We start from the raw sequence: 26,828 nt of genomic DNA on the forward strand, positions 1-26,828 counted from the left end.
ACGCTCCCGACTACTGGCTAACCGGGCAATGCAGACGCGTTAACTCACCGCGCCGACCCAGAGGAGAAATAAGTGTAACCGTGATGCTGACACATCCTGCGAGCGTTGTCTGCCCCCGACTGGCCTGCCAGCCTGCCGGGAGAACATTTGTTGAGAGCTGAGACTGGTTCCAGGCATGGTGCCAGAGCTGGCGATACTGATTAAACACGGTGAACCGCGCCGCCAGCGCCCGGTGATACCCCGACAGTGCCGTCACGACCACCACCAGCAGCATCATCGCCAGCAGGACCTCAACCATGCTAAAGCCTTTTTCTCTGCTCACGGCAGCTGACATAACGCACTCTCCTTAAGGGGGCAAAAATCGCTCCAGCCGTGAGGCGAAAAGCGCACTATCCCGTCGACGATCTCTCCCCTGCGCCAGAGCAGCAGGTCGTTGCCGCCGGCTATCAGTAGTACCCGCGCCTCGCTCAGTTGACGCAAACACACCCGCCATGCCGATGTCGTTTTGCACTGGACTGGTGGCGCTGACGCCCAGCGCTGAACGCGCCCCCACTCAAGCGCGGATTGCACCGTCGCCTGCTGCTGAAGCGAGCGGCTCTCACCGCCGACGAGCGCACTGAACGTTGTGACCTGCTGATTGAGCCCCGTCAGGATCAAAGTACCGAGCACCAGTAAAAGCAGAACCAACGCCAGCGAAGATATGCCGCGTTGACGATTCACAGGTTGTACCCCGTGACCGTATACAACGCCTGCCAGGGTTCCCCTTTTTCATCTTTACGCCTCGCGGCCAGTTCGATATTCAGCTCTGGCGCAAAACCGGCATGTTCGACTCTCCTCACCACAAAGTGTGCTATCGCAAGCCTGTCCGGGTCCGTGAGCTTTTCCCACCCTTTTCCTTCACACGACGTCGCGCCACGCAGGGTTTCCAGCGCCCCCGATTCCAGACGAAAACCAGTGCTGTCATTTTCTGACGCGCTGCTATCCCAGTAGCCGTTACTGTTGGCATCCCACCGCGCAATGATGCAGCGCCCCTGCCTGCCGATCGTCAGCGCCTGTCCCTGGCAATTTCCCGCGCAGTACCCTGCACGCTGAAGCTGTTTGCCGAGGGCGAACAGGCGTTGCCAGATCTCTTCTTCCAGCTCTCGCTGGGTAGATTGCAGTAATACCGCCCGCTGTAATCCGGGTAAAAAGCGCGATGTGCTTATCAATAACAGGCTGCTGATGACCGTAGCAATCAGCACTTCGGTAAGCGAAAAGCCGCCCTGTCTCATCGACATTGTCCTCCCTCGGAGACCTTACACATCCTGATGCGCCCTCCGTCTGAAACGATAATCAGCCAGTCTCCGGCACGACTTTGAACGCGTATCCGCCCTGCCCATGCCGTATCCCGTAATCCATAGAACCCCAGCGACGGCGTGACCTCGCCGATCGCGACCTCAGGCCAGAGGGGGAGCAGCACAAAGGGGCTGTCCTTCTCACAGCCCTGCACGGCAGAGCTCACCAGACAGTCCCTGTCGCCAACCCGCTGACGGGTGATTTGATGGTCGCGGTTGTGGCGGTTGGCATGGTTGCGCAGAAACAGCAGGTAATCTCGCACCTGACTGGCGGTTTGCCACAGCCGCTGATGCCGTTGCCAGCTGTCCCAGCCGTACAGACCTGAAGCGCTGAGGATGACGACAAGCGAAACAGCGACCAGCATTTCGATAAGCGTAAAACCGTTCTCTTTTTTCATACCGGGAGTGTGGCGAAGCGCCGTGAACATGACGAGCATCGGATTATCGTTTTGCGAGGCGTTATCCGCAGCATTAGGAGGGTTGCAGCGCGTTGCACGCTTTCTGGATAGCGCTTCGGGAAACGGGAGAAAGGCGAAAAAAAACCGGCGCTAAAGAGCACCGGTTATGTCAGGCTTTACCGCATCAGATCGCAACAGGCGCTTTGATGCCCGGGTGCGGGTCGTAGCCCTCAATCTCGAAATCTTCAAAGCGGTAGTCGAAGATGGATGCCGGTTTGCGTTTGATAATCAGCTTCGGCAGCGCACGCGGTTCGCGGGTTAGCTGGAGATGCGTCTGTTCCATATGGTTGCTGTAGAGATGGGTATCCCCACCGGTCCAGACGAAATCACCCACTTCCAGGTCGCACTGCTGCGCCATCATGTGAACTAACAGCGCATAGCTGGCAATGTTAAACGGCAGGCCGAGAAACACGTCACAGGAGCGCTGGTAGAGCTGGCAGGAGAGCTTGCCGTCAGCGACATAGAACTGGAAGAACGCGTGGCACGGCGCCAGCGCCATTTTATCCAGCTCGCCAACGTTCCAGGCGGAAACGATGATGCGGCGCGAGTCCGGATCGTTTTTCAGCTGGTTCATCACGGTGGTGATCTGGTCAATATGGCGGCCATCAGGCGTGGGCCATGCGCGCCACTGCTTGCCGTAAACGGGGCCCAGGTTGCCGTTCTCGTCTGCCCATTCGTCCCAGATGGAGACGTTATTTTCGTGCAGATACGCAACGTTAGTATCGCCTTGCAGGAACCAGAGCAGTTCATGAATGATCGAGCGCAGGTGGCAGCGCTTTGTCGTCACCAGCGGGAAGCCTTCTTGCAGGTTGAAGCGCATCTGGTGGCCAAAAATGGAGAGCGTACCGGTACCGGTGCGGTCATTTTTCGGCGTGCCCTCATCGAGCACTTTTTTCATCAATTCAAGATACTGTTTCATGGTTCCTCAGGAAAGTTGTTGCTGTGGACGACGACGATACGCCCAAATCATCATAATGGCACCCGCGACAATCATCGGAATGGAGAGGATCTGCCCCATGCTGATGTACTGTACCCACTCGCCGGTAAACTGGGCGTCCGGCTGGCGGAAGAATTCGACGATGATGCGGAACGCGCCATAGCCAATCAGGAACAAGCCGGAGACAGCCCCCATCGGGCGCGGTTTGCGGATAAACAGGTTGAGGATGATAAACAGCACCACGCCTTCCAGCGCCAGCTCGTACAGCTGGGACATATGGCGCGGCAGCACGCCGTAGGTATCGAAAATGGACTGCCACTCAGGGTGCGACGGCAACAGCGCCATGTCTTCCGCGCGCGACCCCGGGAACAGCATGGTAAAGGAAACGCTCGGGTCGACACGCCCCCACAGCTCACCGTTGATGAAGTTGCCCAGACGACCAGCGCCGAGACCAAACGGGATCAGCGGTGCGATGAAATCTGACACCTGGAAGAAGTTGCGTTTGGTGCGTTTGGCAAAAATCACCATCACCAGGATCACCCCAATCAGGCCGCCGTGGAAGGACATGCCGCCGTCCCAGACGCGGAACAGATAGAGAGGGTCATTCAGGAATACCGGGAAGTTATAGAACAGCACATACCCAATACGGCCACCCAGGAACACGCCGAGGAAGCCCGCATAGAGCAGGTTTTCAACTTCGTTTTTAGTCCAGCCGCTGCCAGGACGGCTGGCGCGACGGCCAGCGAGCCACATGGCAAAAATGAAGCCCACCAGGTACATCAGACCGTACCAGTGAAGCGAAACAGGTCCTACTGAGAAAATGACCGGATCAAATTCCGGAAAATGCAGATAACCACTGTTCATCTGTCACCACAAGATGTTGTTATTCCGCTGAAAGTGGACAGCGGTAGAAATGCGATTCTGCCGTAAGCAGAGGCTCCAAAGTTGCGAATCATAGCACAAGGCGGGCGCGGAGGATGCGCCCGAGATGTAAAAGATGTGTATAGGGTTTTATGCGCGCTGGTGCCCTCTCCCACAGGGAGAGGGAGAGAGGCTTTAGCGGCCGCCGCGGATCAGACCGCCCATACCGCGTCGTTCCATAAACGCCGCGACCTGGTGGCGAACCTCAGCAGCCAGCTGCGCCTCAAGGCTACGTTCAGCCAGCTCGCGGGCATCATTGATGTCAATATGCCGCAACAGATACTTCACGCGGGCAACAGCGCGACCGTTCATCGACAGATGGCGATATCCCAGACCAATCAGGATCGCAACGCACATGGAGTCCCCGGCCATTTCACCGCACAGGCGTAAATCAATGCCGTACTGCTCCGCTTCACGGGCAATCATCGCTAAGGCGCGAATGATCGCCGGATGCAGGCTGTCATAGATACTGGCGACGCGGGTGTTGTTACGGTCGACGGCCAGAATATATTGCGTCAGGTCGTTCGTGCCGACAGAGATAAAATCAACCCGGTTCGCCAGCTGCGGCAGCATAAAGACCATAGACGGCACTTCAAGCATGACGCCGATCCGCGGTTTCGGAATCGCATAACCGATCATCTCTTCCACTTCACGGCCTGCACGTTCGATCAACCGACGCGCTTCGTCGATCTCATCGATGCTGGTGACCATCGGCAGCAGGATGCTGAGATTGCCCGTCGCCGCGTTGGCGCGGAGCATCGCGCGCACCTGGATCAGGAAGATCTCCGGCTGATCGAGCGTAATGCGGATCCCACGCCAGCCCAGGCACGGGTTTTCTTCGCTGATCGGCATATAGGGCAGCTGTTTATCCGCCCCGACGTCCAGGGTTCGCAGGGTGACAGGTTTGTCGTTAAACATCTGCAGCATGCCCTGATACTGCGCCACCTGCTCCTCTTCAGAGGGGAAACCGCTTTGCAGCATGAACGGGATTTCAGTGCGGTACAGGCCAATGCCGTCGATGCGGCTGCCCAGCTTCTCTTCATGCTCAGGGCTTAAACCGGCGTTGAGCATGACTTTGATCCGCTCACCGCTCTTAAGCTGGGCGGGCAGGTTAACGTCATCTTCCGCCAGCTTGCTTAATTCATTCTCTTCGCTGATAAGACGCTGGTATTCCTGGAGCAGAACCGGCTCAGGATCGACCAGTAGCTCACCGCGATAGCCGTCGACCACCAGCGTACGGCGATGAAGCACCGACGGCTGAATGTCCGCCCCCATAACGGTAGGGATACCCAGCGCGCGCACCATAATGGCGGCGTGCGAGTTGGCGGCACCATCGCGCACCACCACACCAGCCAGCCTGTCCTGCGGCAGTTCAGCCAGCGTCGTTGCTGAGAGTTCATCGGCGACCAGAACAAACCGTTTTGGCCAGGCGTTAGGCCCCTGAATGGTGTCATCAAGATGGAACAGCAGGCGCTGCCCCAGGGCGCGCAGATCGCCTGCGCGCTCTTTCAGGTAACCGTCGGTCAGTGCCGCAAATTGATCGGCAAATTTTTCGATGACCTTCTTAACCGCCCACTCCGCGACCGAGCCTTTATCCACTTCCGCAAAAAGCTCACGGCGCAGGCGCGCATCGGAAAGCAGGTGCGAATAGAGGTCAAAGATGGCCGCCGTCTCTTTTTGCGCGCCTGCAGCAAAGCGCTTGCTGTAGCGACGAAATTCATTCGCGGCCTCTTCCAGCGCGGCGGTAAGACGCTCGCGCTCCAGCGCTTCATCAAGCGTTGAGGCTTCGTAAACCTGCTCCATGAGCGGCAGCGTGGCATCCATCCAGCCTTCAGCAATCGCCACGCCTGGCGAGGCCGGAAGGGCACGAATGCGCGTATGGCGATACTGGCCAAAGAGCGCGGCAAGCTGAGACTGGGAGAGGATCGCCGCCATCTGCGTGGCAAGCGTGACGAGGAATGACTCCTCGCTTTCGTCGTACTGACGTAGCTCACGCTGCTGGACAACCAGCACGCCGAGCAGCTGGCGACGCTGGATAATCGGCACGCCAAGGAAAGCGCGGAAGCGCTCTTCTTTTACGGAAGGAATGTATTTAAAGCTGGGGTGTTTTTGCGCGTCAGCAAGGTTAATGGGTTCAGCCAGTCGCCCAACCAGACCCACGATACCCTCATCAAATGCGAGCGTTACGGTGCGTCCACGCGGTTTTTTCAAACCACGGGTCGCCATCAGGTAATAGCAGCGCCGATCGTGGTCGGCCAGATACACCGAACAGACCTCGGTCTCCATCGCAAGACAGATGTCGGTGACCAGAATATTCAGCGCCTCGTTCAGACGCGGCGCGCTGGCCACCTTCTCGACTATTTCTCGCAAGCGGGTGAGCATGATTTGCGTAGCTTAACCTCTTTTACGTCGCCAGGCAGGTGCGCTCTGCGGCTTAGGCGGGATCTCCTGAAGCTGCATCACCACACTTGCAAACTCTTTCATCACCCTACGGTAAACATCGCGCTTAAATGACACGACCTGACGAACAGGATACCAATAGCTCACCCAGCGCCAGCCATCGAACTCCGGCGTACTGCTGGTTTGCATATTGATGTCTGAATCGTTGCCCACCAACTGCAACAGAAACCACTTCTGTTTCTGGCCGATACAAACCGGCTTTGTGTCCCAACGCACCAAACGTTTCGGTAACTTGTAACGCAACCAGTTGCGGGTCGAAGCCAGGATGCGAACATCTTTTCGGCTCAAACCGACCTCTTCAAAAAGCTCCCGGTACATCGCTTGTTCTGGGGACTCTCCAGGATTGATCCCGCCTTGCGGGAACTGCCAGGAGTGCTGACCATATCGACGGGCCCACATCACCTGGCCCTGACGATTACAAATTACTATTCCTACGTTTGGGCGGTAGCCATCGTCATCAATCACCGGACTACCCCAAACTAAACCTTATATATGAATGATTGTTTCACACTACAGGGAGGCGGTAAACCACTCTCTTACAGGCCTGCAAGCTAATAACAATTGAATAACTCACAAATATGTGCGGAGTTATAAACAGATATGAGACAGCAAAGGGAATTTTATTCACCTTTTCTGTGGATATAGTTGTGAAGAAGTGTCTGATTACCGATGAACAACCTCAAGCACCACAAAACGTCTTTTTATACCCCACTCCATTAATATGATTATTTTCATATTGTTATACGCATTGAGATAAACAAAAAACTGATTAGCGTGACGATCGTCACATCAGGGATCGTCGCACTGATGAAAGATCGAACAGCGTCGGTTTTATCCACAGATTGTGCCAATAAGTTAGTCACAATTTGTTTGAAAATTCGATTTTCATTGCACGTCAAGGCTGTAAATGGAAACAGTAGTCAGGGTTATGCCCAGTTATCCCATTTTTCTGTGGATAACATGGTGTAAGATCCTGTTCATTGTCAGTGACCAGATTTGAACAACCGGTTTTCTCACCCAGGCGGAACGATTTCAGACCAATAAAAAATCCTATAAATCATAGAGATGTCATATTGGTACAGAAATAGTTAAACTCTATCCACAGGGGACATTTTCTTCGTTTATTTTTTAATCAAAAGGTTACCGTCATGCACCCGCTTACACCCTTGCTCTCACCACCGTCCAGCGAGAGCCAGTTGCTACTGCAGGCACAGCGTCTGGCTGGCTTTTCGCTTGGCGAGCTGGCGGCAATGGCCGGGCTTCCGATCCCAAAGGATCTGAAGCAGGATAAAGGCTGGATCGGTATGCTGCTGGAGCTGTGGCTGGGTGCCAGCGCAGGGAGCAAACCCGAGCAGGATTTTGCAGCCCTTGGCGTGGAGTTAAAAACCATCCCAGTAGACCGCCAGGGCAAGCCGCTTGAAACCACCTTCGTCTGCGTTGCGCCATTAACCGGCAATACCGGCGTAACCTGGGAAACCAGCCACGTTCGCCACAAGCTGAAGCGCGTACTGTGGGTACCGGTTGAGGGTGAGCGTCAGATCCCCCTGGCTGACCGTCGCGTTGGCGCGCCGCTGCTCTGGAGCCCTGACGAGGATGAGGAGCATCAGCTGCGTCTGGACTGGGAGGAACTGATGGACATGATTGTGCTTGGGCAGGTAGAGCGTATCACCGCCCGACACGGAGAAGTATTACAGCTGCGTCCGAAAGCGGCCAACAGTAAAGCACTTACCGAGGCAATCGGCGCGCAGGGCGAGCCTATCCTGACGCTGCCGCGCGGTTTTTATCTCAAAAAGAATTTCACCGGTGCACTACTTGCACGTCATTTCCTGTTGAAAACATAGTTTTTTACTTATTTTGAGAGCTCTCGAACATAATCGACTGCTTTTTAAGATTTTACCGCTTCCTCAAGTCGCTATATCGGGTTAATACTAGATTATGATTTGATACAAGCCAGATGAGGACGATAACGATGAAAAAATGGGCAGTGTTAGTGTCAGCAGTCGGTTTAGCGTTTGCTGTATCGGGCTGTAGCAGCGATTACGTCATGGCGACAAAAGATGGTCGAATGATCCTGACCGACGGCAAACCCGAAGTCGACGATGATACCGGTCTGGTCAGCTACCGCGACCAGGAAGGCAATAAAATGCAGATCAATCGCGACGAAGTCTCGCAAATTATCGAGCGATAAACAGAGAGAGGTCAGTCGCTTGCTGGCCTTTTTGATTTTTTTCTTCCCCTTTTGCTTCCCCTCTGCCATGTTTATATTCCTTTGTCGGGCACGGCCTGACGCGGTCTATAAGTCTACTGAGGAAGCCGGCTATGCATTATCACCGTATCCCCCACAGCGCTCTGGAAATTAGCCAACTTGGGTTGGGCACGATGACATTTGGTGAACAAAACAGCGAAGCCGATGCCCATGCACAACTCGATTACGCCGTCAGCCAGGGCATTAACCTGATTGATGTCGCAGAGATGTACCCTGTTCCGCCACGTCCTGAGACGCAGGGACTTACCGAAACCTACGTCGGTAACTGGCTGGCAAAACGCGGCAACCGTGAAAAGCTGATAATTGCCTCCAAAGTCAGTGGCCCCGCGCGCAACAACGATACCGGGATCCGCCCGAACCAGATCCTCGATCGCAAAAATATCCGCGCCGCGCTGGATGCCAGCCTCAAGCGTCTGCAAACCGACTATCTCGACCTCTACCAGGTGCACTGGCCGCAGCGGTCAACCAACTGCTTTGGTAAGCTCGGCTACAGCTGGAATGAGAGCGCCCCCACCGTGACGCTACTGGAAACGCTGGAAGCGCTGACCGAATGCCAGCGTGCGGGAAAAATCCGCTACATTGGCGTGTCTAACGAAACGGCCTTTGGGGTCATGCGCTATCTACACCTGGCGGATAAGCACGATCTGCCGCGTATCGTGACTATCCAGAACCCGTACAGCCTGCTTAACCGCAGCTATGAAGTGGGTCTGGCCGAAGTGACGCAGTATGAAGAGGTGGAGCTGCTCGCTTACTCCTGTCTCGGCTTCGGCACGCTGACGGGGAAATACCTGAACGGTGCGAAACCGGCCGGTGCGCGTAATACCCTCTTTAGCCGCTTTACCCGCTACAGCGGCGAGCAGACGCAGAAAGCCGTTGCCGCCTATGTGGATATCGCGAAGCGTCACGGTCTTGACCCTGCGCAGATGGCGCTGGCCTTCGTGCGTCGTCAGCCGTTTGTTGCCAGTACCCTGCTGGGCGCAACCACGATGGAACAGCTGAAAACCAATATTGAGAGTTTCCATCTGAACCTGAGTGAAGAGGTGTTAGCGGAGATTGAAGCGGTGCACCAGGTTTATACTTATCCTGCACCGTAGCCTGATACTTTTGCCCGGTGGCGCTACGCTTACCGGGCCTGCAGGTGCGCAAACGTAGGCCGGGTAAGGCGAAGCCGCCACCCGGCCAGATATCAACGGCGACGTTGCCACATCCACAAGCTCGCAATCGCAATCGCAAACAGCCCGCCAAACCCGACGCCAATCCCCACCACCGGCACACCCACTTTTACCGCCAGCGAGTAGAGCCCCAGCATTAACAGCATCGCCAGGTTTTCACCCAGGTTTTGTACCGCAATGGCATTGCCTGCCCCGACGGTCTGCTTGCCCCGCTCCTGCAGTAACGCATTCAGCGGCACCACGAAGAAGCCCCCCAGAATACCAATCAGGATGAGGAGAGCATACGCGGGCAATAACGCATGCTGCAGCGAGAAGATAAGCACCACAACGCCAATCAGGATCCCTGCGGGCATGCAGCGTGCGACCGTCTCCAGCGTGACCAGCTTCGCCGCCGCGCCCGCCCCAACCACAATGCCGATGGCCACCATCGCATTAAGATAGGTTGGCGTCGAATTATCAGTAATGCCCAGCGCCACCGGCACCCACAGAACCAGCAAGAAGCGCAGCGTGACGCCCGCGCCCCAGAACATGCTGGTCCCCATCAGGGAGAAACGCGTCTCACCGTTATGCCACAGCACGCGGCAGGCGGTAAAGAAACTGCCGGTCATCGGTTTAAATCGCCAGGATTGACCCTGGCGAGCCGCAGGCAGCTTCGGAATAAACAGGTTCGCCACGACCGCCCCGCCATACACCACTGCACACACGCCCAGTGCCGCCAACACATGCCAGTCGGCCAGCACGCCGCCCGCAACGGAGCCAATCAGGATAGCGGCAATAGTGGATGACTCCATCAGACCATTGGCTTTCACCAGCTTATCCCCGGAGGTCAACTCGCCGAGAATGCCGTACTTCGCCGGGGAGTAGGCGGCGGCTCCAATGCCCACCAGCGTGTAGCCAATAAACGGATTGAAGCCAAAGCAAATGCTGGCGGCACCCAGCAGCTTGAGGCCGTTGGCAAACATCATCACCCGGCCTTTCGGGAAACTGTCCGCCACCTGTCCCACAAACGGGGCAAAGATAATGTAAGCGCCCACAAACACCATCTGCAGGATCGGCTGACTCCAGTCGGGGTAAAACTCGGCTTTCAGCAGCGCCAGCGTGGCAAACAGCAGCGCGTTATCGCCGAACGCAGAGAGAAACTGCGCGGCAATGACGGCCATCATGCCTTTCGACCTGAGTGAAGTGTTAGTGTGTACTGACTCACGCATTTTGCTGTTCCGCCTCTTCAACCATGCCTTTCAGGGTCACGAAATCGGGCTTCCCGCTGCCCAGCACCGGGAGCTGTTTCAGGTAGCGAATATCGCGCGGCACGGCCAGTTCAGGAATACCGTGTTCGCGTGCATAGCTCAGTAATCTGTCGCGCTTAAGCTCACTGTCGGTCGTAAACAGTACCAGCGCCTCACCTTTGCTGGCATCGCTCTTCACGACGGTGGCGTGCATCTTCTCGGCGGACACGGCTGTCGCCAGCTGCTCCACCATTTCCAGAGAGACCATTTCACCGGCGATTTTGGCGAAGCGTTTCGCGCGTCCCTGGATCTGTACAAAGCCTTGTTCATCAAAGCGGACAATATCACCGGTGTCGTACCAGCCGGTTTCAACCTCGCCGTTGACGTTCTCCGCCGTCGGCGCTTCCAGCACGCCTGGGTTTTCCACGCGCAGATACCCGTTCATCACGTTTGGCCCTTTCAGCTGCAGACGGCCGCCGTCCTCTATGCCCGGCACCGCCAGCAGACGCGCGTCCATCCCCGGCAGAATGCGGCCAACCGTTCCCGGTTTCGCCGCCATCGGCACGTTAATCGAGACCACGGGCGCACACTCGGTCACGCCATAGCCTTCGAGGATGCGCAGGCCAAACTTGTCCTGCCAGATCTGCCGCGTGCTCTCCTGCAGTTTTTCTGCGCCAGCCACCACGTACCGCACGCGATAGAAGTCATACGGATTGGCAAAACGCGCATAGTTCCCCAGGAAGGTAGAGGTCCCGAACAGCACGGTGCAGTTACGGTCATACACCAGTTCCGGCACGATGCGGTAATGCAGTGGGCTGGGATAGAGGAACACTTCAGCGCCGGTCAGCAGCGGGGTAAACAGCCCCACCGTCAGGCCAAAGGAGTGGAACAGCGGCAACGCCGACATAAACCGGTCGTTCGCGGTAAAGTCGGCAATGCTTTTGATCTGCTCAACGTTTGCCAGAATGCTCTTGTGGCTGTGGACGACGCCTTTTGGGTTGCCTTCAGAACCCGACGTGAAGAGGATAATCGCGTCATCTTCCGGCTGCTGTTTGACCTGGGCCAGACGCGGCATCAGCAGATGCGCAAAAATCCACAGCTTGTCGCCGGTGGTCACGTCCGCTTTCAGATCTTCCAGGAAGACCCAGCGCACCTGAGTGAGCTGCTCGGGAAGATGCCAGAGCTTGCCTTTGTCCAGGAACTGGCGGGAGGTGAATACGGTATTGATTTGCGCAGCGGTTATCGCGCTGGTCAGCCCCTTCACGCCCGCCGTGTAGTTCATCATCGCCGGAATACGGCCCCGGGAAACCGCACCGAAAATCACCGCCGCGCTGATGCCCGCGTTAGGCAGCATCAGGCCAATCTTTTCGCCCTTTTTGCTGTACTTCTCCAGAATACGCCCCACAAACAGGGTTTTGGTCAGCAGCTTGCGATAGGTATCCGGAGTAAAGTTAATGTCTTCGATGCAGTTTTTCTTCGCGCCATAGCGGTACTGCGCGGAAAGCAGGGATTCGTAGAGCGTTTCGCGCGGGCGCACGGCCATACGCGCTTCCATCATGATCTGATGCAACATTTCCCCGGCGATTTTACGGCGATCGCGGGCACGCGGCGCGTCGGGCATCGGTAATGACGTTGGCGGCAGGATATGCAGCGTGATTTTGGGGAACAGACGCTGCTTCACCAGCCCCTTCAGACGGCTGAAATGGGTCAGCTCCGCGCCTTCAATACGCAGCGGCACCACGGTCGCTTTTGACTTCGCCGCAACAAACCCCGCGCCGTCGTAGATTTTCATCAGCGAACCGGTCACGGAGATCCGTCCTTCAGGGAAAATGACCACCGGGCGCCCCTGCTCGACCAGACGTACCAGATGCTTAATCATCATCGGCTTTGTCGGGTCGAGCGGCACAAAATCAATCAGCGGCGAGAGCCAGCGCATGTACCACTGCTGGCTGATGGAGGTATACACCGCAAACACCGGACGCACGGGCAAAAACAGCGCCAGCAGGATGCCGTCTATAAAGGAAACATGGTTTGGTGTGATCAAAACGCGTTCGCCGCTAAGCGCCCGGGTGTCGCCAGTGATGCGGATGCGAAAAAGAATACGGAAAAGCGTACGGAAGAACCCAAATAGCATCTCAACTCCCTTTGCCAGCCAGTGTGGAGGGTTATTAGTAAATGGTGGCAGATTACACGAGAAGTGATAAGGGAGCGACAGCAAAAGTGGAGGCGAAAAAAAACCTGCGCATCCGCGCAGGTTGGTGCAAGAGATGAGTACGAAACCGTACTAAGAATTCTCACCAATCAATACCTCTGGGATCTCAACTGTATCAACCTCTTTAACGCCCTTGCTATCGGACAATCGCAACAGCCTGAGGCAAAGTGTAACTAAAGGTTCAGATTCACATTTTTCAGACATGACTGGGCGTGTAACGATTACACCGCCAGGGGTGTGCTGCGTCACGTTTGTGGAGAGCGGAAATCCGCTCCCCTTGAATGCACGCCGCTTTTCCGCAACACTATTTGGTGTGTAAACGCTTACCCCCAATAAGAAGGTAATGAATGGCGACAATAAAGGATGTGGCCCGTCTGGCTGGCGTGTCGGTGGCAACCGTCTCGCGCGTGATTAATGATTCACCAAAGGCCAGTGACGCATCACGTCAGGCGGTACAAAGCGCCATGGAATCCCTGAATTATCATCCCAATGCCAACGCTCGCGCGCTCGCCCAGCAGTCCACAGAAACGATTGGTCTGGTGGTGGGCGATGTTTCTGATCCTTTTTTCGGCGCCATGGTGAAAGCGGTTGAACAGGTTTCCTATCAGACAGGCAATTTTTTGCTGATCGGCAATGGCTATCATAACGAACAAAAGGAACGCCAGGCTATCGAGCAACTGATCCGCCACCGCTGCGCGGCGCTGGTGGTTCACGCTAAAATGATCCCGGATGCCGAACTGATTCACCTGATGAAGCAGATGCCCGGAATGGTGATTATCAACCGTATCATTCCCGGCTTTGAGAAACGCTGCGTGGCGCTCGACGACCGCTACGGCGCCTGGCTTGCCACGCGGCACCTGATTCAGCAGGGCCATACCCGGATTGGCTATCTCTGTTCCAATCACCCCATTTCTGATGCGGAAGACCGTCTGCAGGGCTACTACGATGCCCTGCGTGAAAACGGGCTGCCGTGTAATGACCGTCTGGTGGCCTACGGTGAACCGGACGAGAGCGGCGGTGAACAGGCCATGACCGAACTGCTGGGCCGCGGACGGAATTTCACGGCGGTTGCCAGCTATAACGACTCTATGGCCGCAGGGGCAATGGGGGTGTTGAATGACAACGGAATTGAGGTACCGGCGGAAATTTCGCTGATTGGCTTCGATGACGTGCTGGTCTCCCGCTACGTTCGCCCGCGTCTGACCACCGTGCGCTACCCGATCATCACCATGGCAACGCAGTCCGCCGAGCTGGCGCTAGCGCTGGCTGAACAGCGCCAGCCGCCGGAAATTACCCATCTGTTTAGCCCGACGCTGGTCCGTCGTCACTCCGTTGCGTCGCCTGCAGAAGCGCAGAGCGAATAACGGTAGAGGTGCACCCGCGTGTTGGGGTATTCCAGCCCATCACCGATATACTGCCAGCCGTAACGTTCGTAGAAGTCGCGGCAGGCAGACCAGAGATGGAGCTCCTCATACCCGGACTGCGCGGCGTAAGCGATAACATGCTGCTGAAGCTGCCCCGCCAGCCCTTTGCCTCGCGCCGCGTCGTCAACGTAGAGCGCCGCCAGCCACGGACAGAGATCCTGACGGGTGATCAAATCGCAGCGCCAGAGTCCCACCGTGCCGAGAAGCTGTTCGCCTTCAACGGCAATAAACGTCAATGGTAATGCCCCCGGCGTCTGGCTGTGCTCAACAATACTGTGGAAAAATTCCCGAGGAAGCCCTTCGCCAAAGGCCTGCCAGATCCAGTCAGTAACCTGCTCTGCGAAGTGTGGCGCCTTGTAAAGCGGGAGGATGACAGCCTTATTCATGTTTCACCTGCATTTTCTCATGTATTTACTGGCCTGATGCTCCAGCCCGGTTCGGTGATTATCTTACCAGAGTCAGGCTATTGAGTTTGACTTCAGGCTGGCCGGACGAATCGTTACCAAAAAGCGTGATCGTGGCAGAGTTTTTGCGCTTCCCGCATCGCTTATACGGCATAAGCTCTGTGGTAAACTGCAGATCGTTACGTGGAAGCAGGAATATAGAATGGCAACAATGCTGGATGTATCACTGCGCGCGGGCGTGTCGAAGGCCACGGTATCGCGCGTGCTGAACGGCACAGGTCAGGTAAAAGAGAGTACGCGTCAGCAGGTGTTTGCTGCGATGGAAGAGCTGGGCTATCGCCCGAACTTTCTCGCGCGCTCGCTGGCTAACCAGACCAGCAACAGCATTGGTCTGGTCGTCTCGACCTTTGACGGCTTTTATTTTGGCCGCCTTCTCCAGCAGGCGTCGCGGCAGACCGAAACTCACGGGAAACAGCTGATCGTCACCGACGGTCACGACGCGCCGGAACAGGAAGAGCAGGCGGTGCAGATGCTGGCCGATCGCCAGTGCGACGCCATCGTGCTTTACACGCGCTACATGAGCGAAAAAGCGATCGTCAAACTGATGAACACCGTGAAAACGCCGCTGGTGGTCATTAACCGTGAAGTGAGCCAGGCGCCGGATCGCTGCGTGTTCTTCGAACAGCAGGATGCCGCATTCAAGGCCGTGGATTACCTGATCGGCCAGGGCCATCGGGAGATCGCCTGTATCACCGTCCCGATCCACACTCCCACGGGTAAAGCGCGGCTGATGGGCTATCGCAAGGCGCTGGAAAAGCACGGTATCCGTCTGGACGAGCGTCGGATAAAGTACGGCGATGCAGGAATGACGCGGGGATACGAGCTTTGCAAGGAATTGATTGCCGACGGAGTACCGTTTAGCGCCCTGTTTGCCTGTAACGACGATATGGCGCTGGGTGCGTCCAAAGCGTTGCACCAGGCGGGGCTGAAAATCCCGCAGGATATCTCCCTGTTCGGCTTTGACGATGCCCCAAGCGCGAAATGGCTGGAGCCTGCGCTCTCGTCGGTTTATCTGCCCATCGACAATATGATTGTCACCGCCATCGATCAGGCGATCCGGCTGGCAAGAAACCAGCCGGTCGATGCCATCCCGCCGTTTACCGGCACGCTGGTGTTACGCGATTCGGTCACAACGGGGCCGTACTTTCATCAGATGAGTTCTAAAGCCAGCAGTTCCTGAATGGTCTGGCGACGGCGTATCAGCCGCGCCTTGCCATTATCAAACAGCACTTCCGGCAGCAGCGGGCGGCTATTGTAGTTAGAGGACATAGACGCCCCGTAGGCACCGGTGTCGTGCAGCACAAGATAATCACCCGGTTTGACCTCTGGCAGCGCGCGGGTTTCCACTTTGCCGCCCTCCTGCTGGGTAAACACGTCACCCGATTCGCACAGCGGCCCCGCAACGACCGTCTCAACGCGCGGCGCCTGCGTTAAATCGCGGCCGTCGGCAGCCAGGGCGGTAATGTGGTGATAGCTGCCGTACATGGACGGACGCATCAGGTCGTTAAAGCCTGCATCAATCAAGACGAAGTGGCGAGACCCCATCTCTTTCACGCTGCGGACCTGCGAAACCAGCACGCCGGCTTCCGCCACCAGGAAACGACCCGGCTCAATTTCCAGCTTCACCGCGTGGCCCAGATGCGCGGCAATTTGATCGCGCGCGGCGCTCCACAGACCGTAATAGTGATCGGTATCGATCGCCTCTTCCCCTTCGCGATAAGGAATGGAGAGACCACCGCCCGCTGAGATCGCCTCCAGATCCTGACCGAAGTCGACAACCTGACGCACCATCGCGCCGCACACCTGTTCCAGGTGGCCGTAATCCACCCCAGAGCCAATGTGCATATGAATGCCCACCAGCTTCAGGTTGTAGCGCTGTAACACCTCCAGCGCGGCAGGCATGTCGGCATACCAGATCCCGTGCTTGCTGTTTTCGCCGCCGGTATTGGTTTTTTGGCTGTGGCCATGACCAAAGCCCGGGTTCACGCGCAGCCAGACGCGGTGGCCGGGAGAAACCTGACCGAGCTGCTCGAGCATATCCACAGAACCGGCATTTACCGGGATCTGCAGTTCGTGAACGCGCGCCAGCGTCGCATCGTCGATCACATCGGCAGTAAAGACGATCGCGTCGCTGTCGGCTTTCGGATCGTATCCGGCTACCAGCGCGCGCTCGATTTCGCCGAGTGAAACGGAGTCAACCTTCACGCCCTGCTCGCGCATCAGGCGCAGAATATGAATATTGGAGCAGGCCTTCTGGGCAAAACGCACCACGTCGAACTGATGCAGGGCGGCGATCTTCTCGCGGACGATCTGCGCGTCGTAGACCCACACCGGACAGCCAAACTCGGCAGGCAGGCGCAGCAGGTTGTCGGCGTTCAAATCGGTATCAGTCTGGTTCAGCGGGCGTGGCATGGTCTTCTCCGGATAAATGCGTTTTGATGATTACGCCACAGCGCAAGGAGAATAAAAAATATCGTTTTATCGCGAGTCTATGCAAAAATGATATGGACAGTTCTCTGCTTTCAGGTGCCCTATGCCCGCCGTCAATTTACGCCATATCGAGATTTTTCACGCCGTGATGACCACCGGCAATCTCACCGAAGCCGCACAGATGCTGCATACCTCGCAGCCGACGGTGAGCCGCGAGCTGGCGCGCTTCGAGAAAGTGCTGGGGTTGAAGCTATTCGAACGCACCCGGGGCAGGCTTCACCCGACTGTACAAGGGTTACGCCTGTTTGAGGAAGTTCAGCGCTCCTGGTACGGGCTGGACAGAATCGTGAGCGCCGCGGAAAGCCTGCGCGAGTTTCGCCAGGGCGAGCTGTCGATTGTCTGCCTGCCCGTCTTTTCGCAATCCTTTTTGCCGATGCTGCTGCAACCCTTTCTGGCCCGATACCCGGAGGTCAGCCTCACCATCGTGCCGCAGGAATCTCCCCTGCTTGAAGAGTGGCTTTCGGCTCAGCGCCATGATTTAGGGCTAACCGAAACCCTCACCACCCCAGCGGGCACGGCGCGCACGGAGCTGCTCTCGTTAGATGAAGTGTGCGTTCTGCCCGCCGGGCATCGGCTTGCCGGTAAGGCGGTGCTCACGCCGGAGGATTTCCACGGGGAAAACTACATCAGCCTGTCGCAGACCGACAGTTACAGACAGCTGCTGGATACCCTGTTTGCCGAGCATCAGGTAAAACGGCGAATGGCGGTGGAAACGCACAGCGCGGCCTCGATTTGCGCGATGGTGCGTGCCGGCGTCGGCGTCGCGGTGGTGAATCCGCTCACGGCGCTGGATTATGCGGGAAGCGGGATCGTCATCCGCCGCTTTAGCGTGTCCGTCCCGTTCACCGTAAGCCTTATCCGTCCGCTACACCGTCCGGCTTCCGCGCTGGTGGATGCTTTCACCGAACACGTCATGGAGCACGCGCGTCAGGTGGCGCTTCGCTTACCTGACCTGCAGGACCCATTATGACAGCATAAACGCCACGGCATCCGCAGCATGAATAGCGGTGGTATCAAATACCGGAAGAGGGCTTCGCTCAACGGGTACCAGCAAACCGATCTCCGTGCAGCCGAAGATCACCCCTTCAGCCCCCTGCTGCGCGAGTTTTTCGATGACGCTGACGTAGAAGGCGCGGGAGGTTTCGCTGAAGGTGCCGAGACAGAGCTCGTCAAAAATAATCTGATTGATGCGCGCCCGGTCCTCTTCTTCAGGGATCAGGCTTTCGATCCCAAACTCGCTGCGCAAACGCCCGCGATAGAAATCCTGCTCCATGGTGTAGCGCGTGCCCAGCAGCGCTACGCGGCGCATCCCGGATGCCGCAATTGCACGCCCGGTCGCGTCAGCGATATGCAGGAACGGCAGCGAGCAGCGGTTCTCAATATGCGATGCCACTTTGTGCATGGTATTGGTACAAAGCAATATCCCCTCGGCCCCAGCCCGCTCTAGCCCCAGCGCCGCCTGGGCCAGGATCGCCCCGGCTTTATCCCACTCGCCGCTCGACTGGCAGGCTTCGATTTCATGAAAATCCACGCTGTGCAGCAGCAGGCTTGCGGAATGCAGACCACCCAAACGCTGCTTCACCCCTTCGTTAATCAGGCGATAATAAGGGATTGTCGATTCCCAGCTCATTCCACCTAACAGGCCGATCGTTTTCATCATCCCTCCTTTTCGTTGATTTCTTCTTTTAACACAACCGGTGCCAATAAAAAAAGGCGCTCTGTTCAGCGCCTTGTTAAACCAATATCCGTAATCGCCTGCATACGCTGGAATACGTAGACAGGCAATACGATCACACGCCGATGTTCCGCAGTTTCTCCCCGGCCATCAGCTTGCGCTCGATGTGTTCCAGCGTCACGCCTTTGGTTTCTGGTATCAGCCAGAACGTGACGCCAATAAATGCCACGTTCAGCACCGTATAGAGCCAGAACGTCCCCGCTGCACCAATCGCGTCCAGCAGCGTCAGGAAGGTCGCGCCGATGATCATGTTCGATACCCAGTTGGTGGTCGTGGAACAGGTGATGCCAAAGTCGCGGCATTTGAGCGGCTGAATTTCGGAGCACAGGATCCACACCACCGGCGCGGCGCTCATCGCGTAGCCTGCGATACACATCATGGTCATCCCGACAGAAAGCCAGGAGAGTCCGCTGGAAGCCGTGCCGTTATCAAACTGCATCAGGCAGTAGCCGAGGATCAGCGTGCCGAGCGCCATCACGCTGAAGCCAATTTTCAGCGCCGGTTTGCGGCCCGCCTTGTCCACGGTGAATACGGCAATAAAGGTGGCAAACATGAAGGTCAGCCCGACCACCAGGGTGGCGATCATCTGCTGTTCGGTTGTGGTGAACCCGGCCATTTTGAAAATGCGCGGCGCGTAGTACATGATGATGTTCATGCCGGTGAACTGCTGCATCGCCTGCAGCAGCATGCCGAGGAAGACCGCCCGGCGCACGTTGCGGTTGATTTTAAACAGCGCCCAGCCCCCCTGCTTGAGCTTCAGGCTTTCGCGGATCTCGTTCAGCTCTTCGCGGGCTTTTTCGGAGGTATCGCGCAGCATACGCAGCACCTCTTCCGCCTCCACGTGGCGCCCTTTTTGTGCCAGCCAGCGCGGGCTGTTCGGCAGGAAAATCACTAAAACAATCAGCACCACCGCTGGCAGCGCCAGCACGCCAAGCATTGCGCGCCAGTTGCCGCTGTAGCTGAAGTAGGTGTCAGACAGAAACGCCAGCACAATACCCAGCGTGACCATCAGCTGATACATGCTGATCATCTTTCCGCGCACGTTCTCGCTCGCCATTTCGGAGAGATAAAGCGGCGCCGTGTAGGAGGCAATCCCCACCGCCACGCCCAGCAGCACGCGGGAAAGCAGCAGAACCTCAACGTTTGCGGCAAACGCGGAGCCAATGGAGCCGGCGACAAACAGAACCGCTCCGGCCATCAGGCTGTATTTGCGCCCCAGGCGAAACGAGAGCCAGCCGTTGAACAGCGCGCCGATGGCCGCGCCGAGCATCATGCTGCTGACCACCCACTCCTGCAGGCGGCTGCTCAGGGTAAAGTGATCGGTAATAAAGGGCAATGCACCGGCAATGACGCCAATATCCAGTCCAAATAACAGGCCCGCCACGGCGGCGGCAATAGAGACAAACTGGTTCATGCGGCGAGTATCACGCAGCGCAGCGGGCATTAGGGTAGAGTCATTTATAGATGTCATATTTTCCTGCCTGAACAGTGAAATTCGTTAAGTGAAATTACGAGATAGCGAGAAAAAGTGTCAGGCGGGAAAAGGTGAAGATATGGATTATTTCGCTGCGACATAGCGTTCTGTGATGGACATTACAATTTCAACTAACGCTGAATAATCACATGCTTTTACTAATCATCTAATTTTTAAAGATTAAAAGTGTGATGACTGTCGTTCATGACTTTTTAGTATGGATTTTCCGTGTTTATCCATATGGATTTTGACAATTTTTAAGCAAAAAAAACCTCTGCCCAAAAGCAGAGGTCCAGACCCGATGCGGGCTATCGCGCCAGCCAGCCGCCATCGACCGCCACGGTGTAGCCGTTGATATAGTCCGATGCGGACGAGGCCAGAAAGACCACCGGCCCCATCAGATCGCCCGGAAGCCCCCAGCGCCCCGCCGGAATGCGGTCGAGGATTTCCGCGCTACGCTGCTCGTCCGCACGCAGCTGCTGCGTGTTGTTGGTCGCCATGTAACCCGGCGCAATCGCATTCACATTGATGTTGTGTTTCGCCCACTCGTTTGCCAGCAGGCGGGTCACGCCCATCACGGCGCTTTTGGAGGCGGTGTAAGACGGCACGCGGATACCGCCCTGGAACGAGAGCATGGAGGCAATATTCACGATCTTGCCGCCGTTCCCCTGCGCGATAAAGTGCTTTGCCGCCGCCTGGGACATGAAAAATACGCTCTTGATGTTCAGATCCATCACGTCGTCCCAGTCGCGCTCGCTGAAATTGATCGCATCTTCACGGCGAATCAGCCCGGCGTTGTTGACCAGAATGTCGATGTGACCGAATTCCGCCACCGCGCGATCCAGCAGCTCAGGAATGGCATCGATTTTACGCAGGTCGGCGGTCAGGCTCAGGAAGCGGCGGCCCAGGGCCGTCACGCGCTCGAGGGTTTCCGTCGGTTCAACGATATTAATTCCGACGATATCGCAGCCCGCTTCCGCCAGGCCTAACGCCATCCCCTGACCCAGCCCGGTGTCACACCCGGAAACCACCGCCACTTTTCCCTGCAGAGAGAATGCATCCAGAATCATGTTTATTCCTTACTCTTTCAGAGCCTGTCACTCACAGGCAGGTTTATGCGTCACTGCCCGCGACTAGCGCAGATCGCTGACCGCAACATGGTCCATATCATCAAAGACCTGGTTTTCACCCACCATTCCCCAGATAAAGGTGTAGGCTTTTGTCCCTACGCCGGAGTGAATAGACCAGCTCGGCGAAATCACCGCCTGCTCGTTATGCATCACGATATGGCGCGTTTCCTGCGGCTGTCCCATCATGTGGAACACGCACGCGTCCTCATCCATGTTGAAGTAGAAGTAGACTTCCATGCGGCGCTCGTGGGTATGGCACGGCATGGTATTCCACAGGTTGCCCGGCGCAAGTTCGGTCAACCCCATGCTGAGCTGGCAGGTCTCCAGCACGTCCGGCACGAAGTATTTATTGATGGTGCGGCGGTTGCTGGTGAGGTTGTCGCCCAGCGTCACGGGCGCGACGTCTGCCGGGGTCACCTTTTTGGTTGGACAGGTGGCGTGGGCCGGCGCGCAGTTATAGTAGAATTTCGCAGGCCTGCTGGCGTCGATGCTGGCAAAGACCACGTCCTTCGCCCCTTTACCCACGTACAGCGCCTCGCGATGGCCAATCTCATAGCACCGCCCGTCTACGGTGATGGTGCCCGGCCCGCCGATGTTAATCACCCCCAGCTCGCGACGTTCGAGGAAATAATTCACGCCCAGCTGTTTACCGACCTCGCCGCCCACGGAGACGCTTTTCGTGACGGGCATTATTCCGCCCACAACAATGCGGTCGATATGGCTGTAAACCATGGTGTACCTGTCAGCCTCGAATATCTGCTCGACTAAAAATGCCTTACGCAGCCCCTGCGTATCCAGCGTTTTGGCGTGCGCGCTGTGGATGCTTTCTCTGACGTCCACGGTAACCTCCAGATGTGGTCATGCCCGAAGGCGGGAAGTAAAACGAAACAGCGTTCCGTTTTACATGATGAGCACATACTATCGGCATAAAGTGGGCTTTTCAATTATATTTAAAACAACGTTTCATTTTTATTTATAACGGAAATGGTGTTCGGATCACAATTAAGCCGCCAGGAGAAAAAGGGCGCGAAAAAAAACCTCCCGGAGGAGGTTTTTTAATGAGAAGAGGTTAGCGTTCGATGGCCAGCGCCACCCCTTGCCCGCCGCCTATACACAGCGTGGCAATTCCTTTGCGGGCATTGCGCTTTTTCATTTCGTGGACCAGCGAAACCAGGATCCGGCAGCCGGACGCCCCGATCGGGTGCCCCAGCGCGATCGCTCCACCGTTTACGTTGACCCGCAGCGGATCCCACTCCAGCATTTTTCCGACGGAGATCGCCTGCGCGGCATAGGCTTCGTTCACTTCGATCAGATCCACATCAGAAAGCTGCCACCCCGCACGCTCCAGACAGCGACGGGTCGCATAGACCGGCGCGATCCCCATTAACGCAGGATCCACGCCCACGCTGGCAAATGCCTTAATGCGGGCTAATACGGGAAGATCGAGTTCGAGGGCTTTGCTTTCGCTCATCATCATCACGGCCGCGGCGCCGTCGTTAATGGAAGAGGCATTTCCCGCCGTGACCGAGCCCTGCATTTCAAACGCAGGATTCAGCCTCGCCAGCCCTTCAGCGCTGGCGTCGGTGCGCGGCTGTTCATCGGTATCCACAACGATAACCTCGCCCCCCTGACGCTGCGTGCTGACCGGGACAATTTCGTCGCGAAAACGGCCGGAATCAATCGCCGCACGCGCTTTTTGCTGCGAGCTTAACGCATAGGCATCCTGCACCTCACGGCTGATGCCGTACTCGCGCGCCAGGTTTTCCGCCGTTACGCCCATATGATAATCGTTGAAGGCATCCCACAGCCCGTCATGCACCAGGCTGTCGAGCAGCTGACTGTTACCCAGCTGTGCGCCGGTACGGCTGTCGGTCAGGACGTGCGGCGCGCGGCTCATATTCTCCTGCCCGCCCGCAATGATTACGTCCGCCTCACCACACTGAATGGCCTGCGTCGCGAGATGCAGCGCTTTTAATCCTGAACCACAGACGTCGTTGATAGTGATAGCGGAGACGGTATTGGGCAGTCCGCCCTTCAGCGCCGCCTGTCGCGCAGGGTTTTGCCCGGCACCGGCCGTGAGGACCTGTCCCAGAATCACCTCATCAACTTCATGTGCTGCGATCCCGCTACGTTCTACCAGCGCTTTCACCACCACGCTGCCCAGGTCAACCGCCGAGTGACGCGCGAGCGCTCCCTGAAAACAGCCGATAGCTGTACGCAACGCACCCACTATTACGACATCTTTCATCACGACCTCTGTGTTAAATGACATGACGATAGTAGAGGATTGTTACTGGCAATTATCTTAATTGTTTAAAAATAGTGAGTTTAATCACAAGGATCAGCGTGCATCCTGCAGATACTGCCGCAGCCAGCTTCCGGCAACGCCGGGAGGGGATCGTTTATTCCACAGCAGATCGATGCCGATCGCCCGCGGCCAGCCGGGAACATTGAGCTGTACCAGGGATTTCGCGGCGGCAAATTCCTCCACCAGCGCGCACGGCAAGACGCACCAGCCAAATCCCTGTACCGCCATACTCAAGAGTAACAGGTAATTCGGGGCTGACCAGACGGGCCCGCGCGCGATCTCCGCCTCACGCTCAAGATAGGTGCTCAGCCGCAGCTCTCGCGAGCCGTGCAGCTCGTCACGCTGAACGTCATCCTGCCCGGCCAGCGGATGCGTGGTCGCGACATAGATCGCCATGCGGGTCTGCATCGGCAGCCGGATGGCGCCAATATCCGTAGGATAACCGTCTCGCGCTTCGGTGAGGCCAATCTGCGCGCGCTCCTTTTGCAGCAGATCGATCACGTCCTCCTCTTCGCCAATCAGACATTCGAATTCCGTATGGGGAAAGCGCGCATCAAACTGCTTCATCATCTCTTCCAGCACGTCCGGGTTGAGGGTATCGGAAAGGACAAACGTCAGACGCGCCTCCGTTTGCGCCGTGAGCGACACCGCCAGCTCATCCAGCCGCGTGCTGGCGGCGAGAATAGCCTGCACGTAGCCCAGCACCTGTTCCCCCTGGGCCGTTAACACCGGCTGGCGGGCCGAACGGTCAAACAGCTCAAATCCCAGATCGGCTTCAAGGTTGGCAATGGACGTGCTGACCGTCGACTGGCTTTTACGCAGCCGGCGTGCGGCCGCAGAGAAAGAGCCTGCTGCAACGGTCTCGACAAACGCGGTCAGGGCTTCGGGTGAATAGCGCATAACCTATCTACTTTTACGATGGATACTATCTTTAATATATCAGCTTTAGCGATAAAAATAGGCCACATCAACGCCCATACTGGCGAATTAACGAGGTCTATCGCTATGCAACATCAGGATGCACTCCAACGTAAACTGCCGGAGCGGATCTTTCATGCTGTCTGTTTTGAAGGGATTGCGACGGCGATCCTCGCCCCTACCGCGGCGTGGCTTATGCAGCGTTCCGTGGTGGAAATGGGTGGGTTGACCATTATTCTGGCCACCACCGCCATGCTGTGGAACATTATTTATAACGTCGGCTTCGACCGTTTCTGGCCTGTTCAGCGCGTCAAACGTACGGCAAAAGTGCGTGCGCTGCATGCGCTGGGGTTCGAATGCGGCTTTATTGTGATTGGCGTGTCGATTGTCGCCGCCGTGCTGGGCGTCACCCTGCTGCAGGCATTCACACTGGAAATAGGTTTCTTCCTGTTCTTCCTGCCGTACACCATGTTCTATAACTGGGCGTACGATAATCTGCGTGAGAAATTTCTTAAGCGCCGCCAGCAACGACGCGCCCTGGCAGGCTGAACCGCCTCTGGCCGGACGCCCGTTCCGGCCCGACGTCTTCGAAGCAACTGCGCTCTTAAGGCATAACTATGGTAAATTGCACGCCATTCTGATGGTTTGATAGTTGATACGTTGCTCTAATGTCGAAAATTTGGTCAAAAGATGAGACTCTCTGGAGTTTCGCTCTCTACGGCACGGCCGTGGGCGCAGGAACGCTCTTCCTGCCCATTCAGCTGGGCTCCGCAGGCGCAATCGTCCTGTTTATTACCGCCCTCGTGGCCTATCCCTTAACCTACTGGCCGCACAGAGCGCTGGCGCAATTTATCCTCTCGTCAAAAACGAAAGGCAACGAAGGGATCACCGGCGCCGTTTCGCACTATTACGGCCGGAAGATCGGCAACCTGATCACCACGCTCTATTTCATCGCCTTCTTTGTGGTGGTGCAGATTTATGCGGTGGCCATCACCAACTCGTTAACCGAGCAGCTGGGAAAACACCTGACGGTGGATACCGCCGTTCGCGTGCTGGTCAGCCTTGGCGTGGTGCTGGTCCTGAATCTGATCTTCCTGATGGGACGGCATATCACGATAAAAGTGATGGGCTTCCTGGTGTTTCCGCTGATTGCCTATTTCCTGTTTGTCTCGCTCTATCTGATCGGCAGCTGGCAGCCCTCGCTGCTGACCAGCCAGATGGCCGTGGATCGCCATACGCTGCACCAGGTCTGGATTTCGATTCCGGTGATGGTGTTTGCGTTCAGCCATACCCCGATTATCTCCACGTTTGCCGTTGACCGTCGCGAGAAATTTGGCGACGGCGCCATAGATAAATGCAAGAAAATCATGAAGGTGGCGTACCTGATTATCTGCCTGAGCGTGCTGTTCTTTGTCTTCAGCTGCCTGCTCTCTATTCCGCCGTCGTACATTGTGGCCGCCAAAGAGGAAGGGGTGACGATCCTGTCCGCGCTGTCGATGATGCCCTCTTCACCGGCGTGGCTGGGAATTTCCGGGATTGTCGTGGCGATAATTGCGATGTCGAAATCGTTCCTCGGCACCTATTTTGGGGTGATTGAAGGGGCGACGGAGATCGTGAAGTCGTCGCTGAATCAGGTGGGAGTGAAAAAGAGCCGCGCCTTTAACCGCGCGATTTCCATTATGGGGGTGTCGTTAATCACCTTTGCTGTCTGCTGCATCAACCCGAACGCCATTTCGATGATTTACGCCATCAGCGGCCCGCTTATCGCCATGATCCTGTTTATCATGCCGACGCTGTCGACGTATCTGATCCCCTCCCTGAAACCGTACCGCTCCATTGGCAACCTGCTGACGCTGATCGTCGGGGTGCTGTGCGTGTCGGTAATGTTCGTCGGCTAAC

Annotated in this window: 26 protein-coding genes; 8 read left to right on the forward strand and 18 right to left on the reverse strand. The window is 56.7% G+C overall.

Annotation, left to right across the window (positions count from 1 at the left end):
- Positions 1-10: 10 nt before the first annotated feature.
- The 8 genes from B498_RS19275 to rppH all read right to left on the reverse strand — a co-directional run bounded on the left by B498_RS19275 (position 11) and on the right by rppH (position 6,575).
- Positions 11-334: a prepilin-type N-terminal cleavage/methylation domain-containing protein gene (locus tag B498_RS19275; RefSeq protein ID WP_008499660.1), complete on the reverse strand. Its 324-nt coding sequence runs from the start codon at positions 332-334 to the stop codon at positions 11-13.
- On the reverse strand, positions 319-720 hold the full coding sequence (locus B498_RS0121155; RefSeq protein WP_032622689.1) for a DUF2509 family protein: 402 nt from the start codon (positions 718-720) through the stop codon (positions 319-321). The genes B498_RS19275 and B498_RS0121155 overlap by 16 nt, the downstream gene beginning before the upstream one ends.
- Positions 717-1,277 carry a prepilin peptidase-dependent protein gene (locus B498_RS19270; protein WP_032622690.1) on the reverse strand — a complete coding sequence of 187 codons (561 nt, stop codon included), beginning with the start codon at positions 1,275-1,277 and terminating at the stop codon, positions 717-719. Before B498_RS19270 ends, B498_RS0121155 begins: the two co-directional genes overlap by 4 nt.
- Positions 1,268-1,732, reverse strand: coding sequence for a prepilin peptidase-dependent protein (locus tag B498_RS19265; RefSeq protein WP_032622705.1), 465 nt, complete (start codon positions 1,730-1,732; stop codon positions 1,268-1,270). The genes B498_RS19270 and B498_RS19265 overlap by 10 nt, the downstream gene beginning before the upstream one ends.
- Positions 1,733-1,916: 184 nt before the next feature.
- The gene (thyA, locus tag B498_RS19260; protein WP_008499663.1) at positions 1,917-2,711 is read right to left on the reverse strand and encodes a thymidylate synthase; all 795 of its coding nucleotides are present in this window, start codon (positions 2,709-2,711) and stop codon (positions 1,917-1,919) included.
- Between the two features lie 6 nt (positions 2,712-2,717).
- Positions 2,718-3,593, reverse strand: coding sequence for a prolipoprotein diacylglyceryl transferase (gene lgt, locus B498_RS19255; protein WP_008499664.1), 876 nt, complete (start codon positions 3,591-3,593; stop codon positions 2,718-2,720).
- 192 nt (positions 3,594-3,785) lie between these two features.
- Positions 3,786-6,032, reverse strand: a complete 2,247-nt coding sequence (gene ptsP / locus B498_RS19250) for a phosphoenolpyruvate--protein phosphotransferase (protein WP_008499665.1) — start codon at positions 6,030-6,032, stop codon at positions 3,786-3,788.
- 12 nt (positions 6,033-6,044) lie between these two features.
- Positions 6,045-6,575 carry an RNA pyrophosphohydrolase gene (gene rppH / locus B498_RS19245; protein ID WP_013098553.1) on the reverse strand — a complete coding sequence of 177 codons (531 nt, stop codon included), beginning with the start codon at positions 6,573-6,575 and terminating at the stop codon, positions 6,045-6,047.
- A gap of 683 nt (positions 6,576-7,258) precedes the next feature.
- Here rppH and mutH point away from each other — a divergent pair.
- The 3 genes from mutH to B498_RS19230 all read left to right on the forward strand — a co-directional run bounded on the left by mutH (position 7,259) and on the right by B498_RS19230 (position 9,470).
- Entirely contained in the window at positions 7,259-7,951 is a 693-nt protein-coding gene (mutH, locus tag B498_RS19240; RefSeq protein ID WP_008499667.1) for a DNA mismatch repair endonuclease MutH, read from the forward strand.
- A 128-nt stretch (positions 7,952-8,079) separates the two neighbouring features.
- Positions 8,080-8,298 carry a YgdI/YgdR family lipoprotein gene (locus B498_RS19235; protein ID WP_008499668.1) on the forward strand — a complete coding sequence of 73 codons (219 nt, stop codon included), beginning with the start codon at positions 8,080-8,082 and terminating at the stop codon, positions 8,296-8,298.
- Between the two features lie 131 nt (positions 8,299-8,429).
- Positions 8,430-9,470, forward strand: coding sequence for an NADP(H)-dependent aldo-keto reductase (locus tag B498_RS19230; protein WP_008499669.1), 1,041 nt, complete (start codon positions 8,430-8,432; stop codon positions 9,468-9,470).
- A gap of 92 nt (positions 9,471-9,562) precedes the next feature.
- Here B498_RS19230 and lplT read toward each other — a convergent pair whose 3' ends face one another.
- Both lplT and aas read right to left on the reverse strand, forming a co-directional pair.
- A complete protein-coding gene (lplT, locus tag B498_RS19225; protein WP_008499670.1) occupies positions 9,563-10,756 on the reverse strand; it encodes a lysophospholipid transporter LplT in 1,194 nt (397 codons plus the stop codon).
- Entirely contained in the window at positions 10,749-12,908 is a 2,160-nt protein-coding gene (gene aas / locus B498_RS19220; RefSeq protein ID WP_008499671.1) for a bifunctional acyl-ACP--phospholipid O-acyltransferase/long-chain-fatty-acid--ACP ligase, read from the reverse strand. Before aas ends, lplT begins: the two co-directional genes overlap by 8 nt.
- Positions 12,909-13,333: 425 nt before the next feature.
- Here aas and galR point away from each other — a divergent pair, with 425 nt between their 5' ends.
- A complete protein-coding gene (galR, locus tag B498_RS19215) occupies positions 13,334-14,350 on the forward strand; it encodes an HTH-type transcriptional regulator GalR (protein WP_008499672.1) in 1,017 nt (338 codons plus the stop codon).
- Here galR and B498_RS19210 read toward each other — a convergent pair.
- On the reverse strand, positions 14,311-14,796 hold the full coding sequence (locus tag B498_RS19210; RefSeq protein WP_008499673.1) for a GNAT family N-acetyltransferase: 486 nt from the start codon (positions 14,794-14,796) through the stop codon (positions 14,311-14,313). The genes galR and B498_RS19210 overlap by 40 nt on opposite strands.
- A 220-nt stretch (positions 14,797-15,016) precedes the next feature.
- Between B498_RS19210 and B498_RS19205 the strand changes: the two genes are divergently transcribed.
- A complete protein-coding gene (locus B498_RS19205; protein ID WP_008499674.1) occupies positions 15,017-16,054 on the forward strand; it encodes a LacI family DNA-binding transcriptional regulator in 1,038 nt (345 codons plus the stop codon).
- On the opposite strand, the gene lysA is transcribed toward B498_RS19205, so the two are convergent.
- Positions 16,024-17,286, reverse strand: a complete 1,263-nt coding sequence (gene lysA, locus B498_RS19200; protein ID WP_008499675.1) for a diaminopimelate decarboxylase — start codon at positions 17,284-17,286, stop codon at positions 16,024-16,026. The two genes, B498_RS19205 and lysA, sit on opposite strands and share 31 nt — an antisense overlap.
- 121 nt (positions 17,287-17,407) lie before the next feature.
- On the opposite strand from lysA, the gene B498_RS19195 reads away from it, so the two are divergent.
- On the forward strand, positions 17,408-18,334 hold the full coding sequence (locus B498_RS19195) for a LysR family transcriptional regulator (RefSeq protein ID WP_008499676.1): 927 nt from the start codon (positions 17,408-17,410) through the stop codon (positions 18,332-18,334).
- Here B498_RS19195 and B498_RS19190 read toward each other — a convergent pair.
- From B498_RS19190 to B498_RS19165, 6 genes are all read right to left on the reverse strand, one after another.
- Entirely contained in the window at positions 18,329-19,021 is a 693-nt protein-coding gene (locus B498_RS19190) for an aspartate/glutamate racemase (RefSeq protein WP_008499677.1), read from the reverse strand. The two genes, B498_RS19195 and B498_RS19190, sit on opposite strands and share 6 nt — an antisense overlap.
- A gap of 133 nt (positions 19,022-19,154) precedes the next feature.
- Complete coding sequence (locus B498_RS19185) at positions 19,155-20,588, reverse strand: sugar porter family MFS transporter (RefSeq protein ID WP_227009946.1); 1,434 nt, start codon at positions 20,586-20,588, stop codon at positions 19,155-19,157.
- Positions 20,589-20,881: 293 nt separating this feature from the next.
- Positions 20,882-21,643, reverse strand: coding sequence for a 2-dehydro-3-deoxy-D-gluconate 5-dehydrogenase KduD (gene kduD / locus B498_RS19180; RefSeq protein ID WP_008499679.1), 762 nt, complete (start codon positions 21,641-21,643; stop codon positions 20,882-20,884).
- Positions 21,644-21,706: 63 nt separating this feature from the next.
- Positions 21,707-22,543: a 5-dehydro-4-deoxy-D-glucuronate isomerase gene (gene kduI, locus B498_RS19175; protein ID WP_008499680.1), complete on the reverse strand. Its 837-nt coding sequence runs from the start codon at positions 22,541-22,543 to the stop codon at positions 21,707-21,709.
- A gap of 229 nt (positions 22,544-22,772) precedes the next feature.
- A complete protein-coding gene (locus tag B498_RS19170; protein WP_008499681.1) occupies positions 22,773-23,951 on the reverse strand; it encodes an acetyl-CoA C-acetyltransferase in 1,179 nt (392 codons plus the stop codon).
- A 93-nt stretch (positions 23,952-24,044) separates the two neighbouring features.
- A complete protein-coding gene (locus B498_RS19165; protein ID WP_008499682.1) occupies positions 24,045-24,911 on the reverse strand; it encodes a LysR family transcriptional regulator in 867 nt (288 codons plus the stop codon).
- Between the two features lie 105 nt (positions 24,912-25,016).
- Between B498_RS19165 and B498_RS19160 the strand changes: the two genes are divergently transcribed.
- Positions 25,017-25,478: a multidrug/biocide efflux PACE transporter gene (locus tag B498_RS19160; protein WP_008499683.1), complete on the forward strand. Its 462-nt coding sequence runs from the start codon at positions 25,017-25,019 to the stop codon at positions 25,476-25,478.
- A gap of 119 nt (positions 25,479-25,597) precedes the next feature.
- Entirely contained in the window at positions 25,598-26,827 is a 1,230-nt protein-coding gene (locus B498_RS19155; RefSeq protein WP_008499684.1) for an amino acid permease, read from the forward strand.
- Position 26,828: the final 1 nt, after the last annotated feature.

Origin of the sequence: Enterobacter sp. SST3, assembly GCF_000286655.1 — a bacterium.
Taxonomy (GTDB): domain Bacteria; phylum Pseudomonadota; class Gammaproteobacteria; order Enterobacterales; family Enterobacteriaceae; genus Enterobacter; species Enterobacter roggenkampii.

What these genes read in the sequence shown, in the direction of transcription:
- B498_RS19275 (WP_008499660.1), bottom strand. Translation starts at nt 334, where the DNA reads ATGTCAGCTGCCGTGAGCAGAGAAAAAGGCTTTAGCATGGTTGAGGTC.
- B498_RS19270 (WP_032622690.1), bottom strand. Translation starts at nt 1,277, where the DNA reads ATGTCGATGAGACAGGGCGGCTTTTCGCTTACCGAAGTGCTGATTGCT.
- B498_RS19265 (WP_032622705.1), bottom strand. Translation starts at nt 1,732, where the DNA reads ATGAAAAAAGAGAACGGTTTTACGCTTATCGAAATGCTGGTCGCTGTT.
- thyA (WP_008499663.1), bottom strand. Translation starts at nt 2,711, where the DNA reads ATGAAACAGTATCTTGAATTGATGAAAAAAGTGCTCGATGAGGGCACG.
- lgt (WP_008499664.1), bottom strand. Translation starts at nt 3,593, where the DNA reads ATGAACAGTGGTTATCTGCATTTTCCGGAATTTGATCCGGTCATTTTC.
- ptsP (WP_008499665.1), bottom strand. Translation starts at nt 6,032, where the DNA reads ATGCTCACCCGCTTGCGAGAAATAGTCGAGAAGGTGGCCAGCGCGCCG.
- mutH (WP_008499667.1), top strand. Translation starts at nt 7,259, where the DNA reads ATGCACCCGCTTACACCCTTGCTCTCACCACCGTCCAGCGAGAGCCAG.
- B498_RS19235 (WP_008499668.1), top strand. Translation starts at nt 8,080, where the DNA reads ATGAAAAAATGGGCAGTGTTAGTGTCAGCAGTCGGTTTAGCGTTTGCT.
- B498_RS19230 (WP_008499669.1), top strand. Translation starts at nt 8,430, where the DNA reads ATGCATTATCACCGTATCCCCCACAGCGCTCTGGAAATTAGCCAACTT.
- lplT (WP_008499670.1), bottom strand. Translation starts at nt 10,756, where the DNA reads ATGCGTGAGTCAGTACACACTAACACTTCACTCAGGTCGAAAGGCATG.
- aas (WP_008499671.1), bottom strand. Translation starts at nt 12,908, where the DNA reads ATGCTATTTGGGTTCTTCCGTACGCTTTTCCGTATTCTTTTTCGCATC.
- galR (WP_008499672.1), top strand. Translation starts at nt 13,334, where the DNA reads ATGGCGACAATAAAGGATGTGGCCCGTCTGGCTGGCGTGTCGGTGGCA.
- B498_RS19210 (WP_008499673.1), bottom strand. Translation starts at nt 14,796, where the DNA reads ATGAATAAGGCTGTCATCCTCCCGCTTTACAAGGCGCCACACTTCGCA.
- B498_RS19205 (WP_008499674.1), top strand. Translation starts at nt 15,017, where the DNA reads ATGGCAACAATGCTGGATGTATCACTGCGCGCGGGCGTGTCGAAGGCC.
- lysA (WP_008499675.1), bottom strand. Translation starts at nt 17,286, where the DNA reads ATGCCACGCCCGCTGAACCAGACTGATACCGATTTGAACGCCGACAAC.
- B498_RS19195 (WP_008499676.1), top strand. Translation starts at nt 17,408, where the DNA reads ATGCCCGCCGTCAATTTACGCCATATCGAGATTTTTCACGCCGTGATG.
- B498_RS19190 (WP_008499677.1), bottom strand. Translation starts at nt 19,021, where the DNA reads ATGAAAACGATCGGCCTGTTAGGTGGAATGAGCTGGGAATCGACAATC.
- kduD (WP_008499679.1), bottom strand. Translation starts at nt 21,643, where the DNA reads ATGATTCTGGATGCATTCTCTCTGCAGGGAAAAGTGGCGGTGGTTTCC.
- B498_RS19170 (WP_008499681.1), bottom strand. Translation starts at nt 23,951, where the DNA reads ATGAAAGATGTCGTAATAGTGGGTGCGTTGCGTACAGCTATCGGCTGT.
- B498_RS19165 (WP_008499682.1), bottom strand. Translation starts at nt 24,911, where the DNA reads ATGCGCTATTCACCCGAAGCCCTGACCGCGTTTGTCGAGACCGTTGCA.
- B498_RS19160 (WP_008499683.1), top strand. Translation starts at nt 25,017, where the DNA reads ATGCAACATCAGGATGCACTCCAACGTAAACTGCCGGAGCGGATCTTT.
- B498_RS19155 (WP_008499684.1), top strand. Translation starts at nt 25,598, where the DNA reads ATGTCGAAAATTTGGTCAAAAGATGAGACTCTCTGGAGTTTCGCTCTC.